Below are 12,298 nucleotides of genomic sequence, written 5' to 3'. Positions count from 1 at the left end.
GATAAATGACGCCCCAATCATGGGCGTCATTGTTAAGCGGCGTTGTGTTCAAGCACACGACCGGATTCATTTTTAACGCCAATGGAAATTTTCTGGGGTTTTTCCTGTTCTGGAATATCGTAGGTAAATTCCAGAGTGAGTAGCCCTTTATCCAGATACGCTTTCTGGATATTGATTCGATGCTCCAGGCTAAAACTTAAGGAAAACTCACTTCTTGTCATGCCTTGATGCACCCATTTCATGCCGTCTTTTTCCTCGACAGAATCTGTTTTTTCAACGTGCGGCTTGCCGGTAATGGTTAACTGGTTATTGAGCACGGAAATATCGAGTTCATCCCGAACATAACCCGGTACGCTCACTGTCAGCTCATAATGCGCTTTGTCTTTTTGCAGCAGATTATAGGCGGGTGAGTCTTCCAGCGGTTTTTCGCCGGTCAGACGACTAAACAGATTATCCATCTGGGTAAAACGGTCAGAGAGCAAGTGGTGACTTAATTTAGGGATAAGAGAAAAAGAACGATTGGCCATAGACTCCTCCTTTAATAATACACAGTGAATAAAACATTCCCCTCACACCCTTCATATAGGGACAGTGGAGACGTTTTCAAGCGCTTCCCTCAACCTGAGAAAAAAACCATGTTGCCCTTATTAACGTCAACCGTTGTTGCCGTCAAACCTCGCATTGACGCCACACTGAGATGGATTTACCAGAAAACCTTTTCCGCCAGAGACCGCATTGCCTTCTACGACATGCTGGCCTTCCTGCTGGATAACAACAAATCGTTGCAGCAAGCGTTTATGGATATGCGTCACGTGGTCACCGATTTTGGCCGAAAGCATCATCCCTGCTCGGTGCTGTTGACCGATTGCCTGTCTGCACTGGATGAGGGGCAAGGCGCTTTTGAGAAGGGACTGCTGGAATGGGTGCCGGTTCAGGAAGCCACCCTGATGGGTTCCGGTATGCTCTCCGGCCAGCTCTCCGATGCCCTGCGCCGTGCCAGACAGATGGTCGAAAGCAAAAAAACCATGGTCTCCGCCCTGTTCGGTGCACTGGGCTACCCCTGTTTTCTGATCGGTATCGTGTTGCTGATGATGCATATGGTGTGTGAGAAGTTTATCCCCAAGCTGGCCAGACTGGTGCCGCGTGAGAAATGGAACGGGGCGCTCAGCCTGCTCACCGGTATGTCTGAGTTCATGGTTCACTTTGAATGGTTGCTGCTGTTCGGATTACTGGCGCTGAGCGGGCTCATCGTCTGCTCAATGGGGCATTGGACAACGCGAAAAATCGCCGACCGTCTGCCGCCGTGGTCCGTGTATCGCGCCGTACAGGGCGTTTACTTTTTGCTGAATATCGCCGCGTTGCTACGGGTCAATATCCCGGTGATGCAGGCGGTCCATATGCTGGGTGAAACCGCCAGTCCCTGGCTGGAAAGGCGTATCAATGAAACGCTCCATTATATGCGACAGGGCGAACATCTGGGGCTGGCTTTAAAAAGTACCGGATACCACTTTCCCTCACGGGATTGTGTCAATCAGATGATGCTGTTAACCGAAGGCGTGGGCGCAGAAAACAGCCTTGAGCAGTATGCCGACCGATGGTTGGCCATCACCATTCAACAGGTCAGGAAAACATCACGTTATTTAACCGGACTCTGCTTCTTACTGGTGTTCGGTTATATGTTGCTGCTGTTATTGGCCATCAGCGATTTAAGTACCCTGGTCAATCAAATGAGGTAAAAATGAAAAACCATTCAGTGAGATGTCATCACCCCACCCAGGAGGAAAGTATGAAAAACGGGTCAACACTGCATCGGGGATTTTTAAGTCTGGAAATGATGGGCGTGCTGGCGATTATTTCTGTCGCGATTGTCCTGGCAGTGGGCACCGTGTCGAGTCTGTTTAACAAAAGCACGCTCAACGATGAAATCGCGAACGTACAGGCATTAGTGACACAATCTCGTGGCCTGTTAAAAACCCAGGGGGAATACCCGTTCAGCAATGGCGCAAAAATGACGGGCACCCTGGTGCAGTTTGGCGGTGTGCCCGGCAACATGACCATTAACGGTGATAAATCCAAAGGCGAGGCAAAAATCACCAACGGCTGGGGCGGTGAAGTCATTATTGCCCCGGAGAAGGTACAAGGCTCTGTTCATAACAAGGGCTTTTCCGTGACCTATAAAAATGTCCCGCAGGAAGCCTGTAGCGTGATGACAACGAAACTCAGTGGCAGCGCCATGATACAGGAGGTCTCCATCTCTGGCAGTCATAACGTGGGGGGAGTCACCGCAGAAAAAGCCGGGGCGCAATGCCAACCGGATAACGGCTCTGTCGGCGTGAATACCCTCATTTTTAAATCCAGTCATTAATCCCTCCCTTCTTTATTCATGTTTAACGCCTTTCGATGCAGGAAAGGCGGGCTTCTCTTTTTCTGCATTTAAGGAGCGGATATCGTGACAATGATGACTTTTTGGCTTGTCATGAGCATGAGCGCGGCGGCACAGGCATTTTGTTTTAATGAAGCGGGGGCGATATACCAGATTGACCCGACACTGCTGAAAGCCATCGCACAGCAGGAAAGTCGCCTGTCGGCGAAAGCCGTAAACACTAATCGGGATAAAAGGGGTCGGGTGTTGAGCGTAGATGACGGGCTGATGCAGGTGAATTCGACGCATATCCCCAGACTCCAGAAAATGGGGGTCATTCGCCACCCTGAGGATTTGCTCCATCAGCCCTGCCTGAACGTCAAGATTGGCGCGTGGATACTGGCGAAACATCTTCGTGCATGTGGCGTCAACTGGGCCTGTCTGGGGTCGTATAACGCGGGCTTCCACCCCCGTCATGAAAAGAAACGCCTGCACTATGCCCAACAGGTTTATGCCCGCTACTGGCCGGTGGTCAGCGGTGACAGGAGAACACCGTGAGCGCGGTGAGTCTGGTGGGGCTGGGACTCTGCGCCGTCCTCATGCAAAGCGTCGCGGTCATGGTCGCCCGGCATTTTCTTGAGGTTCATCACGAGCGACCGCTGTCAACCATCGGTAGGATGGTGATGGTCACTCGCGTGATGTTGACTGGATTCTCCTTTCTATCGGCCCTGTTGTCGCCCTCCGCACTACAGGGGCTGTTTTCTCTGGTTTTCCTCGCTTTTTTATCCCTGTTCATCTATCTGGATGCGGCCAGCCGGTGTTTGCCGCGCTGTTTTACGCTGGCCTTTGGTGTGACCGGAGCCGTCTTTCGTTTTCTGCTGTCCCCGGAGAGCGGATTCCCCGCCCTGGTCACCGCGTTAAGTCTCTTTGGTGTGCTATGGGCACTACGAACCCTTTCGTCAGAGCCGACAAAGGCTAAAATAAATCAGAGTGACTGCCGACCCGATATAATTTTAGTTCAGTGTCGGTACGTTGATAAATGAGTAATACATCTGACATACCATGACATTCAATATAGCCAATATAGTTCCCTATCAAGGAATGCTCTTTGTATCTTTTTGGGAGTGGTTTTCCAGTTTGTAATAAGTTTATCGTTTCTAAAATGATTTTTTGAGCTTTTTTATTATTTTCATACCGTTTGGCGTCTTTTTTAAAACGGCTTTGATAAACAATTTTTAGCATGATCACCAACCGAGATCACGTTTGAGTTCCTCAATCGTATCCACCCTGTGAACCTTGACACCCCTTTCCAAATCACGAATAGCTTGTAAAGTTTCCTGATTGGGTTGAAGTAAATCTTTGGGTAATTCGGCACTCACCGCCAAACGGTTAACAAGCATCCGGATCACAGTCGAGAGATCCATACCCAAGACTTTGGCATTAGCCATTGCGGCAACTTTAGATGCAGAAGACACTCTGGCACGTACAACAGTATCCGTCATAAAAACCTCCGATTAATTTGAATTAATGTAGCTTTTTTGTAGCTACATGTCAAATTTATCCCCACACCGGGCTTATTGGGAAAAATAAAGATGAAAAACCCCTTCCGTCTTATGTCTTGGCGCTGATGCTGTTTTCTAGGTCACTTTTTGCCGAAGAGGTCAATTTTCAAAACTTAAAACTGATCTGACGCCGCCAAGCGCAGTGGCGATTTATCCCGGCAAATGTTAGCGATGATTTTTGGGGATATCGTGAATAACCCCTTGCATCCCACACTGTAGTGGCATAGTTAATTTGGCCACCTGATAAAAACCAGGTGGTAGACTTAAGTTATCAATACAGGTGTAAAAATGGATAAGAAACACAAACTCCCCTACAGCCCTGAATTTAAGCTAGAAGGGGCTCAATGAGTGACAAAACAAGGATATAGGGGGATAGAAGGAGCAAAAGCCATGGGCGTGAGTATCATCGCCCTCCGTGATGGGGTGAGGCGGTCAATGAGCGAAAAAAGAGGACAAACTATTTCCCAGGGTAAAACAATGACAGCAGACCAACAACGGATTCAAGAGCTGGAAGCCAAACTCCGCAAGGTTGAACGGGAGAAAGATATCCTCAAAAAGGCTTCATCTCTCTTAATGTCAGAGTTCCTGAACACTTCCCGTGAGTAGAGAAACTTAAGAAGAGCCATGCAGTGACAAGCTCAGGTACGTCAGGAGCAAGAACGATGTCTGCCATGGTATCAGAACGGGGTATTCCGCCAAGTCGCTATCGGGCAACGAGAGTCATGCGTCAGTTGGAACGGGTCAGCCATCAGCCAGCGACTCATCAATATAAAAAGGCGAGACAGGAACATCAGGCTATTCCTGACGTGTGAGCGCGTCAGTTTTCTGTGGCTGCCCCTCATCAGATGTGACCTATCTCTGGGCAGGGAATCGTTGGACCTGTCTAGCCGTACTGATAGACCTGTTTGCACGTCAACCGACAGGATGGGCCCTCTCTTCTTCCCCAGACAGTGAATTCACCTGCAAGGCATTGTGGATGGCTTATGAATCAAGAGGACGCCCCAACGGCGTCAGGTTTCATTCAGCTCAAGGTTGCCATGACACGAGCCTGACGTTCAGGCAGCCACTCTGGCGCTATCGTATGACCCAAAGTCTCAGCCGTAAAGGTCATTGTTGGGACAACTCTCCTATGGAACGCCTGTTCAGAAGCCTCAAAACAGAATGGGTACCCAAAGCAGGGTATCCAACTCAACAAGAAGCCAGGCGGGACTTATAATTCACTCTCATATCCTCGTCAGAAACTGGGGGGAAATTTAAATCATCAGAAAGAATCGTTAGAAGTAATATTTCTTCTGTATTGTAATGAATGACCATTTCAGTGACGGCCGTGCCGTCGCGGTAACAATTAACAAAAATCCTGGTGATTTTTGGCAGGTGCTGTTTAACACTGCGCAAAAATTCATCCCATTCCTGACTCTGTTCAATTTCTTCAATGAAGATATCAAACAGGTCATCCGAAAAACATCCCATCTTTTTCTCCTAATTAAACGTGAGCAGGGAAGATGAGTCCACATCCGTAGACAAAGAAGGCGATAATCTGGCATGACGGGCGAATTTAACCGCCAGAATAAGAATGTCTGTAATATCGGGTAAACAGATTTCTTTATGTGCCAGGCGAATATCGTCAGAAGAAAAAGGGGAGATTTCTAACCATCCTTCCCATATGGTCAGCATAAAAAAGATATCCTCATCATAGTAAAAAGTCAGCTCTGTTATCGTACAACCAGCCCGATAACAGGTTAGCATTATTTTTTTATCTCTTTTATCACTGTGGTGATTTGATATATCATATCGTTTACTACAGTGTCAGTGACATCATCATGTACAATTTTCTGAGATGCAGTGATATCAAAAAGGTGCCTTCTTCCATTTAAAAGTCCCACATTTCCTCCTAATTAAGATAAACCATCGCCCCATCGGGGATACGTTCAGGGACGACCACCTGCATATCCCGACCACTACTATCAAAAAGACGATGGTTTTTGACGCTACCCAATAGCGCAGAATCGCGGGTTTGAGTTTTGAGCGCTGCCATTAATCCCGGTGAAAACGGTTGCCAGACAAAAACACGTTCGCTGGCAATGACGTGCTGGATCGACGAATGCGGCGAGATACCGATTTGCGCCGCTGTGAGCACCATCTCATTAGAATTTTTAATCACATCGGGATGAAGATAGAGATAATCATTAATGGCGTTAATATAGTGAACCGTTTCTATCGCCTGTTGCGTCGTGGTCGTCGCTATTTCGGTACGGTTGAGATGGTCGGCAGACTGCTGCTGATAAAATCCCGCCAACGATAACGTCACTAATAGAAAAGAAAGGATGAAATAGCCCATCATTCCCTCGGGGGTTTATCGGTGATGCGTATCAGGCATTGAGCACTATGGATTTGAGCATAAAGTGGCTTCCTGGCCGACTGGTATAACTCCAGCACACTTCTCAATGCGGATTTAAAATCTCCCCTGAAATGTAAGGGAGCCTCAATCTGATAATGGACGGGCGTTTGCCAGTATACCGTCCAGTTTTTTACCCCCGGCCCGAGACAGGGGGCTTTGATGGCCCATGCCATAACGCCCTCCTTTAAAGTGCCCCCTTTATCTATCTGCCATGTTTGTGCGGGTTTTGGATGAGCCGTGAGTGTCATCGACGTCAGCGGTGTATCTGTGAGCCCCGTCGTTGTTTTTGGGGGTAAAAACGTGGGTTGAGCAGGAACAGAAGATGTATTCCCCTGCGGGGGTTGAGTCACCCTCAGCGGGTGACTCGTCAGTGACGGATGATCTTTCGCGGGATGTTTGGCTGGCCACATCCGCTCAGGTTGTTTATTTACCTGATGACTGATTTTCGATGTATTTTTCGCCGATAAATAAGACGGCCTTTCAGGATTAAAAGAAATAAAAGCGCCTTTCGGCTCAGATAAGGTCGGTGGATTGCTGCAGGCGGATAACAGACACGCCAGTAGTGAGATGCAAATAACAGCTTCAATTCGCATAATAACTTTCTCTTTTTGATTTTGGCGGCACTCAACCTCGGAGTCGTCCAAATTGGCTGAGAATTTTGCTCACATAAGCAGGATCAGCACTGGCACAGTGCCCCAGAAATTGTTTGCGCAGATCTAACGTTTTTAAGGGATTAAAACGAAATTTTTTAAAGGCATTGAGGCTGAAAAATGTCCTGACAGCCCCTGAACATTCAGAGGGATTCGCCCCCTCAACCTTGCCCGCCATGCACAAAAAAACAGTGCAGGGATCATGTGCCTCTATCCGCTCATCAGCAAACACAGCGGGGATGACTGACAGACACAAGCAGGCCGCCGCAGTCACGGTTTTTTTCATGGGAATTTTTCCTTTTAAATCGTTGGACTACCGCCGTTGCTGCTCCTGATCCATTTCTGAATCGTGGGGCGGTGCCAGCGCGACGTTCACCGGGGGTTTATGGATATTCATGGGGACAATCAGCGAATCTATTTCATTAACCTCCCCAGCAGGAACCGAAGGGAGAGGCAAATTGACCCGTTCCTGGAAAACAGGCTCCTCATACCAAAATATTTTTCGGGACAACATCTTTAACGCTGGGGTTTTATGCGTCGCCTGAACAAAAATTAATGCCTTATCGTAAGGAAGCTCGTTCACTTCCTGTGGGAGCATCAGTGGCCGTGCCTGAACGCTTGAGCTTCTCGAGCGGGATCTCTTTTCCCCGTAATTCTCCGAAAAATTCGACACCTTGACCGTGGTATTGCCCAATCGTTGACTGTATTCGGTCGCCGCCTCAATATTCCCTGGGGCATACACCACTTCAATATGCACGGCATCCATGATGCCGTTCGCACCCTGAAACCCGTAAAGCGCATCCGACCTCAGTTGCGCTTTACCCTGGAAAATAATGAGATAGCGAAGCCCTGCACCCCGGGTCAGCGCAAGGGCTGTCTTCATTTTTTCGATGACCCCCATCACAGCAAATTCATCCATCAGAAAAAGTACCTGGTATTGGTAAATCAGGGTGCCATCGGGATGATGCCCCCCGTGCTCCGGCAAAATAGCGCTGTTGGCCGCAATCGCCTGACTGTAAAACAGGTTCATCAACGCCCCAAATTTCAGTAAAGCTTCCTCGTTGACACAGAAGTAAACCGTCATTTTTTTCCTTCGGAGATCTTCGAACTTGATGTCGTCACCCGATACTGCCCAAGCCACCGTTTTTTCGCCATACAAGGATAATCTTTTGTTCAGAATATCCTGTGTGATCGGCCAACCTGTTTTGCTTTGAGAAGACGAAACCATGCGGTTCATCTCACGCAGACATTCTGACGACAGCGGCTGATCACCCTGAGAACGGGCTTCCATTTCCTTTTTTGCCCACTCACCCAACACCATGCCCTGCGCCGACATTTCATAAATCTGAGGCAGCGTCAACGGCAATGACGGCGTTTCCATCAGATACAACACTAACGCGGTGAAGATATCCGCAGAGGCGCTAAAAAAACTGGCATTTTTCGGGTTGTCAGGGACAAACAGGACACTGGCCATCGATTTAATGTCACCAAGACGAAACAGGGGATCCCGGTTTAAACGGGATAACGGATTCCAACGGTGCGTTTCCAGCATTTCCGGCGAAAAACGAAAGACTTCCTGACCACAAGAAGCCCGAAAGCCCGCGGTTAAATGCCAGTTTTCAAATTTTGGATCGTTAATCACCATAGAATCAGGGTAGGTCAGCGCATTGGGAATCACCATCCCCACCCCTTTCCCTGTACCCGGAGGGGCCGCCAGCATCACAAACGTTTGACCATAGGACGCCAGAAAATCATCCTCAGTCGGATGTTTTCCTATGAGGATAGGGGGAAATCTCTCTATTCGTTTTTGCGGCTTTGTCGGGCTATAGAGCGATTTTTCTTTTCTCCTCACTGGTAATTTCCTCTATATTTGAAGGCATTCAATTCTTTTTTATTGGCGAATCTGGCGTCGCCATGCAAGGATTTTTTTGGGGTCTTTCCCAGCAATAAAGCAAACAAAGTCAACCCCAGTGGGAGAAAAGTCAATGCCACTGTCACACACCATGACCAAGGTAAAAATATTTTTTGGCGATCGGTCAGTGAAAACGCCCCTGCCTCTATCAACGTTGTTAACGTGACCTGACCGAAACTGCCCCCAATCAGCAACAGATACACTCCCCCGCCGACAAATAAACCGATCACAAAAAAAACCATCATCATAAAAATGCTCGCCATCGCTATTTTCCACCACATTGAAGTTACCTTTTTTTTAAAAAGAGGAGCAAAACGAACCACCGTTAAGCAAAGCCTGCTTGACCTCCGGTTCATAGGTCACTTCCAGAATGTGAGTGCCTTCCATGTACATCACCACATCAAACGAAGTCCTGACCCGCCGCTCGATATACGCATAATCGAGTCCCTGCCCTATGGGAGATTGCTTGATCAGTCCACAGACCCGCGCATATCCCGATAAGCTGTCGTTAGCATGTGCCGTGGTGATGGTACCTGGATGCCCTGTGTTCAGGAGCTCCATGAAGTCCCAGGCTTCATCCCCCGTTAATTCCGCCAGGAAAATATGATCCCCTTTCATCCTCATGCAGCAGGAAACCAGTTCTTTGGATGACACCGTGTCTCCATACAAAAGATGAACATGGTTTGGGTGATACGGGAGTTTTAATTCGTTCAGTTCTTCAATGGTCAGCATTCGCCGGTCGGGGGGGAAAAGGTCAACCACTGCTTTGGCAAAGGTGGTTTTACCCGAACCCGTCCCCCCAAAAATAATGATATTGAGTTTGTGCTGGACGGCTTTTTTGAAAAAAGCCCCATAATCCTGCTCAGCATGAAGTTGCTTTAATTTGACTTCAAAAGGCTCAAGGGTTTTTTGTCGGCAACTGATATTCTTCGCTTTATCAAAACGTCCACTGCTGAGGTAATCTTCCAGCCTGAATCTCTCCAGTGACGGTTTACGAAAGGTCATTGAGATGGTGCCGGCTTCACAGGCAGGAGGGATCACAATTTGCGCCCGCTCGCCTCCGGGTAATTCCACTGTTTTTATCGGTGACTGAATCGATAAAAACCGATGGTTATAGGTCGAAAGGCTGTTGGCCAACTTCCAGCACAAGTCATAATCGAGTTCGGGGACAGATTCTTGTACCCAACCCAGGGCTGATTCCGTCCAGATTTCAAAGGGCCGATTAATGGCCACTTCCGTCACACCGTCACGACTTAACCGCTGCGTGACCCCACTTTGCGCCAAAAAATCCCGCGCGAGCAACGAGTTAAACTCATCGGCCATTCTGTTCCCTCAGCGTAAATACAGAAGAAAAATCAATATCACGCGCTACAATGACGGTCATCACGGTACCCGGCAAAATATAAGCGGTAGGAGGAATGTTGATGCTGTTCTCCAGAGCCTGGTTGGCCATGCTTTCTACGTTCTGCTCGCTGTTATTGACGGTGTAACCCTGGTTACTTTTTTGGGTCGCATTCGCCGCTGAGTGCAACGCATCCTGAATAAATGACAACATGACGGCCCCGCCAAATCTCTGCCTGTAATGATGGTCTATCCAGGCTTCCGTTCCGCTCGCCCCCATCGGACCTGCTCCCAGGCTGTCTAGCTTTGCCCTGACACCGCTGGCCGTTTCCAGTTCAGTCCAGGACGTAAATACGCGCGTTTGCCCCGCCCGAACTTCCACTTTTTGTTCTCCGGTCAATTTGTCTCCGGCTTGCGCAATCACCACAGAACCATCAGACGAATACAGCGGTTCAGTCAGACGACATTCGATTAAACCGGGTTGATCTGTGATGATCCTGGTATAGAGCGCACAGCGGGTATAGGTGTTATGGGTCACCAAAAATTGACGTGATGGCATCACATAGGCTTTGCTCGATTCAAACCCTGTACCTGAAAGGGTCGATAAACGCCCTCTGCGGCCCTCTCCTATACTCATTCCCACTTGATCTCGACCACTATGAAACTCCGCGGGCGGTGCATGAACAAACGCGTTGATTTGCTCAATATCGGCATCTTCACTTTTCTCTTCTTTCCTGTGAGGATACCCCTCTATAGGATCCGCCGCACTTAATCCACTCGACTGAAACCGTCGCACGGTAGGGAAAATACCGCCATCGAGTACGGGTTGAATCGTAGGCGCGGGCTTTGTCTGAAAGGTCTCACCCGAAGGGGTTTGCGTGACTGATGAACTGGTGCCTTTTTTTTGTTCTTCCTGCGGCGGCATAACGACATTGGTTTCTTTGGTTTCTTTTTTTCTCATAAACTTATCCATGTCGTCATCTTTGCCAGTGACCCTTTGCAACGCGTCATCCGCTTTCACCCTCGATTCATCGATTTTATTGTTTTGACTCATGTGGCTGGCCGCAATCATGAGGATAACCATCACAGCAATGCACAGTGTCAAAACAACCCCTCCTGCTATCAAAAGGGTTTTTAGCGTCATCCCCCTTTTTTTGCGTTTGACTCTCGCGTCAAAATCCCCTCTGGGAGAGATCCCACCAGGGGCATTGACCTCAGAACGGGGAGGCGGATTTGGCGAAGTCTGCCCTTCTGGCGACGTTGATACATCCTCATTGACCGACATCTTTGACCTCCCTGATTTGACCGGTGGTCGTCCCGTGATAGTTGTACCCGCCGGTATTGTTTTGCTCAGTACGCAGTTCAAGAACCAGACGGTTCAGGCGTAACCTGAACCGTTGACTGACCCCATGAACCACCATGATATCGTTCACTGAACGCACGTTCGCTAATGTTTCCGTGCCATCAGGGAGCACCTGATAGATAACAGGACTCGGGGCATTCGTCGGGAAACGCAAACAGGTAAATGTGCCGTTATCCCACATTTCATCAGGCGATAAAGGCATGTCTCCCCGCTTTTGATAATGCCGGTTTATTCTGCCATCACAGGGATTTTTGTTCAGTTGACTCCCCTTAAAGCGCGTTTTTGCCGGTTTTGGGGGTTCAGGATACTTAAAACGGAGCAGGTAAGTCATGACCGCCGGATTATCGATTAATCTCAACTCAATGAGGTAGGTGCGTTTATTCGTGTTAATGATGACATTGGTGTCAGGCTCAATGGCGTTCATCTCCGGCTTGACAACCACCATATTGCCCTCTTGATTCGCCCCAATCACCCAGGCTCCGGGATGACCTGTGGCAATCAGCCCGCTCTCTAGATTGACCGTTTCTCCTGATGGGAATTGAATCGTAGACGTCCGGTTTTTCATGGTATTTAACCGGTAGACGTTATCTGGGCTGTAGAGCGCAGTCCGAATACGTTTATCCAGGGAAGATCCCCGGCCCAGAGTTTCTGCCGGCACCTCATACGCGAAGGCAGCGAAAATAAACGTAGCGGCCATCCATTTTTTCATG

General features: G+C 48.7%; 20 protein-coding genes. 6 read left to right on the top strand and 14 right to left on the bottom strand.

Annotation, left to right across the window (positions count from 1 at the left end; translation table 11 throughout):
- Positions 1-32 precede the first annotated feature (32 nt).
- On the bottom strand, positions 33-527 hold the full coding sequence (locus AACL23_RS00440) for an Hsp20 family protein (RefSeq protein ID WP_100096528.1): 495 nt from the start codon (positions 525-527) through the stop codon (positions 33-35).
- A gap of 108 nt (positions 528-635) precedes the next feature.
- Between AACL23_RS00440 and AACL23_RS00435 the strand changes: the two genes are divergently transcribed.
- From AACL23_RS00435 to AACL23_RS00425, 3 genes are all read left to right on the top strand, one after another.
- Positions 636-1,736, top strand: a complete 1,101-nt coding sequence (locus AACL23_RS00435) for a type II secretion system F family protein (protein WP_339049433.1) — start codon at positions 636-638, stop codon at positions 1,734-1,736.
- 50 nt (positions 1,737-1,786) lie between these two features.
- Positions 1,787-2,365 carry a type 4 pilus major pilin gene (locus AACL23_RS00430; RefSeq protein ID WP_339049431.1) on the top strand — a complete coding sequence of 193 codons (579 nt, stop codon included), beginning with the start codon at positions 1,787-1,789 and terminating at the stop codon, positions 2,363-2,365.
- A 93-nt stretch (positions 2,366-2,458) separates the two neighbouring features.
- Entirely contained in the window at positions 2,459-2,920 is a 462-nt protein-coding gene (locus AACL23_RS00425) for a lytic transglycosylase domain-containing protein (protein ID WP_339051502.1), read from the top strand.
- Between the two features lie 88 nt (positions 2,921-3,008).
- On the opposite strand, the gene AACL23_RS00420 is transcribed toward AACL23_RS00425, so the two are convergent.
- The 3 genes from AACL23_RS00420 to AACL23_RS00410 form a co-directional block, all read right to left on the bottom strand.
- Positions 3,009-3,158 carry a hypothetical protein gene (locus tag AACL23_RS00420; protein ID WP_339049429.1) on the bottom strand — a complete coding sequence of 50 codons (150 nt, stop codon included), beginning with the start codon at positions 3,156-3,158 and terminating at the stop codon, positions 3,009-3,011.
- 179 nt (positions 3,159-3,337) lie between these two features.
- The gene (locus AACL23_RS00415) at positions 3,338-3,604 is read right to left on the bottom strand and encodes a type II toxin-antitoxin system YafQ family toxin (RefSeq protein WP_015873684.1); all 267 of its coding nucleotides are present in this window, start codon (positions 3,602-3,604) and stop codon (positions 3,338-3,340) included.
- A 2-nt stretch (positions 3,605-3,606) separates the two neighbouring features.
- Positions 3,607-3,864 (bottom strand): type II toxin-antitoxin system RelB/DinJ family antitoxin, encoded by a 258-nt coding sequence (locus AACL23_RS00410; protein WP_015873685.1) that lies wholly within the window; start codon positions 3,862-3,864, stop codon positions 3,607-3,609.
- Positions 3,865-4,272: 408 nt separating this feature from the next.
- Here AACL23_RS00410 and AACL23_RS00405 point away from each other — a divergent pair, with 408 nt between their 5' ends.
- Genes AACL23_RS00405 through AACL23_RS00395 form a run of 3 tightly spaced genes read left to right on the top strand, consistent with a single transcriptional unit; the run spans position 4,273 to position 5,140 of the window.
- Positions 4,273-4,530 carry a transposase gene (locus AACL23_RS00405; protein WP_339049421.1) on the top strand — a complete coding sequence of 86 codons (258 nt, stop codon included), beginning with the start codon at positions 4,273-4,275 and terminating at the stop codon, positions 4,528-4,530.
- A gap of 23 nt (positions 4,531-4,553) precedes the next feature.
- Positions 4,554-4,736 (top strand): hypothetical protein, encoded by a 183-nt coding sequence (locus tag AACL23_RS00400; RefSeq protein ID WP_339049419.1) that lies wholly within the window; start codon positions 4,554-4,556, stop codon positions 4,734-4,736.
- A 35-nt stretch (positions 4,737-4,771) separates the two neighbouring features.
- Positions 4,772-5,140 (top strand): DDE-type integrase/transposase/recombinase, encoded by a 369-nt coding sequence (locus AACL23_RS00395; RefSeq protein ID WP_339049417.1) that lies wholly within the window; start codon positions 4,772-4,774, stop codon positions 5,138-5,140.
- On the opposite strand, the gene AACL23_RS00390 is transcribed toward AACL23_RS00395, so the two are convergent.
- The 10 genes from AACL23_RS00390 to AACL23_RS00345 form a co-directional block, all read right to left on the bottom strand.
- Positions 5,113-5,394 carry a hypothetical protein gene (locus tag AACL23_RS00390; RefSeq protein ID WP_100096513.1) on the bottom strand — a complete coding sequence of 94 codons (282 nt, stop codon included), beginning with the start codon at positions 5,392-5,394 and terminating at the stop codon, positions 5,113-5,115. The two genes, AACL23_RS00395 and AACL23_RS00390, sit on opposite strands and share 28 nt — an antisense overlap.
- Before the next feature lie 9 nt (positions 5,395-5,403).
- Positions 5,404-5,598, bottom strand: coding sequence for a hypothetical protein (locus AACL23_RS00385; RefSeq protein ID WP_339049414.1), 195 nt, complete (start codon positions 5,596-5,598; stop codon positions 5,404-5,406).
- Positions 5,599-5,815: 217 nt separating this feature from the next.
- Positions 5,816-6,265, bottom strand: coding sequence for a type IV pilus biogenesis protein PilM (gene pilM, locus AACL23_RS00380; RefSeq protein WP_339049412.1), 450 nt, complete (start codon positions 6,263-6,265; stop codon positions 5,816-5,818).
- Positions 6,262-6,915, bottom strand: coding sequence for a toxin co-regulated pilus biosynthesis Q family protein (locus AACL23_RS00375; RefSeq protein WP_100096511.1), 654 nt, complete (start codon positions 6,913-6,915; stop codon positions 6,262-6,264). Before AACL23_RS00375 ends, pilM begins: the two co-directional genes overlap by 4 nt.
- Positions 6,916-6,946: 31 nt before the next feature.
- Complete coding sequence (locus AACL23_RS00370) at positions 6,947-7,258, bottom strand: TrbM/KikA/MpfK family conjugal transfer protein (RefSeq protein ID WP_339049410.1); 312 nt, start codon at positions 7,256-7,258, stop codon at positions 6,947-6,949.
- Positions 7,259-7,285: 27 nt separating this feature from the next.
- Positions 7,286-8,824 carry a type IV secretory system conjugative DNA transfer family protein gene (locus tag AACL23_RS00365; protein WP_339049408.1) on the bottom strand — a complete coding sequence of 513 codons (1,539 nt, stop codon included), beginning with the start codon at positions 8,822-8,824 and terminating at the stop codon, positions 7,286-7,288.
- On the bottom strand, positions 8,821-9,165 hold the full coding sequence (locus tag AACL23_RS00360) for a hypothetical protein (RefSeq protein ID WP_339049406.1): 345 nt from the start codon (positions 9,163-9,165) through the stop codon (positions 8,821-8,823). Before AACL23_RS00360 ends, AACL23_RS00365 begins: the two co-directional genes overlap by 4 nt.
- A 16-nt stretch (positions 9,166-9,181) precedes the next feature.
- Positions 9,182-10,207: a P-type DNA transfer ATPase VirB11 gene (gene virB11 / locus AACL23_RS00355; RefSeq protein ID WP_339049404.1), complete on the bottom strand. Its 1,026-nt coding sequence runs from the start codon at positions 10,205-10,207 to the stop codon at positions 9,182-9,184.
- Positions 10,197-11,510: a TrbI/VirB10 family protein gene (locus tag AACL23_RS00350; RefSeq protein ID WP_339049402.1), complete on the bottom strand. Its 1,314-nt coding sequence runs from the start codon at positions 11,508-11,510 to the stop codon at positions 10,197-10,199. The genes virB11 and AACL23_RS00350 overlap by 11 nt, the downstream gene beginning before the upstream one ends.
- On the bottom strand, positions 11,497-12,297 hold the full coding sequence (locus tag AACL23_RS00345; RefSeq protein WP_339049400.1) for a TrbG/VirB9 family P-type conjugative transfer protein: 801 nt from the start codon (positions 12,295-12,297) through the stop codon (positions 11,497-11,499). The genes AACL23_RS00350 and AACL23_RS00345 overlap by 14 nt, the downstream gene beginning before the upstream one ends.
- Position 12,298: the final 1 nt, after the last annotated feature.

The sequence above is a fragment of the Candidatus Williamhamiltonella endosymbiont of Tuberolachnus salignus genome (assembly GCF_964019775.1).
GTDB lineage: Bacteria > Pseudomonadota > Gammaproteobacteria > Enterobacterales > Enterobacteriaceae > Hamiltonella > Hamiltonella defendens.
This window is presented reverse-complemented; position numbering and strand designations above follow the sequence as displayed.

Excerpts from the sequence above, each read along its gene's own strand:
- AACL23_RS00435 (WP_339049433.1), top strand. The coding sequence starts at position 636 with ATGTTGCCCTTATTAACGTCAACCGTTGTTGCCGTCAAACCTCGCATT.
- pilM (WP_339049412.1), bottom strand. The coding sequence starts at position 6,265 with ATGATGGGCTATTTCATCCTTTCTTTTCTATTAGTGACGTTATCGTTG.
- AACL23_RS00360 (WP_339049406.1), bottom strand. The coding sequence starts at position 9,165 with ATGTGGTGGAAAATAGCGATGGCGAGCATTTTTATGATGATGGTTTTT.
- virB11 (WP_339049404.1), bottom strand. The coding sequence starts at position 10,207 with ATGGCCGATGAGTTTAACTCGTTGCTCGCGCGGGATTTTTTGGCGCAA.
- AACL23_RS00425 (WP_339051502.1), top strand. The coding sequence starts at position 2,459 with ATGACTTTTTGGCTTGTCATGAGCATGAGCGCGGCGGCACAGGCATTT.
- AACL23_RS00345 (WP_339049400.1), bottom strand. The coding sequence starts at position 12,297 with ATGAAAAAATGGATGGCCGCTACGTTTATTTTCGCTGCCTTCGCGTAT.
- AACL23_RS00370 (WP_339049410.1), bottom strand. The coding sequence starts at position 7,258 with ATGAAAAAAACCGTGACTGCGGCGGCCTGCTTGTGTCTGTCAGTCATC.
- AACL23_RS00430 (WP_339049431.1), top strand. The coding sequence starts at position 1,787 with ATGAAAAACGGGTCAACACTGCATCGGGGATTTTTAAGTCTGGAAATG.
- AACL23_RS00350 (WP_339049402.1), bottom strand. The coding sequence starts at position 11,510 with ATGTCGGTCAATGAGGATGTATCAACGTCGCCAGAAGGGCAGACTTCG.
- AACL23_RS00440 (WP_100096528.1), bottom strand. The coding sequence starts at position 527 with ATGGCCAATCGTTCTTTTTCTCTTATCCCTAAATTAAGTCACCACTTG.
- AACL23_RS00420 (WP_339049429.1), bottom strand. The coding sequence starts at position 3,158 with ATGAACAGGGATAAAAAAGCGAGGAAAACCAGAGAAAACAGCCCCTGT.
- AACL23_RS00390 (WP_100096513.1), bottom strand. The coding sequence starts at position 5,394 with ATGGGATGTTTTTCGGATGACCTGTTTGATATCTTCATTGAAGAAATT.
- AACL23_RS00415 (WP_015873684.1), bottom strand. The coding sequence starts at position 3,604 with ATGCTAAAAATTGTTTATCAAAGCCGTTTTAAAAAAGACGCCAAACGG.
- AACL23_RS00385 (WP_339049414.1), bottom strand. The coding sequence starts at position 5,598 with ATGCTGACCATATGGGAAGGATGGTTAGAAATCTCCCCTTTTTCTTCT.
- AACL23_RS00410 (WP_015873685.1), bottom strand. The coding sequence starts at position 3,864 with ATGACGGATACTGTTGTACGTGCCAGAGTGTCTTCTGCATCTAAAGTT.
- AACL23_RS00375 (WP_100096511.1), bottom strand. The coding sequence starts at position 6,915 with ATGCGAATTGAAGCTGTTATTTGCATCTCACTACTGGCGTGTCTGTTA.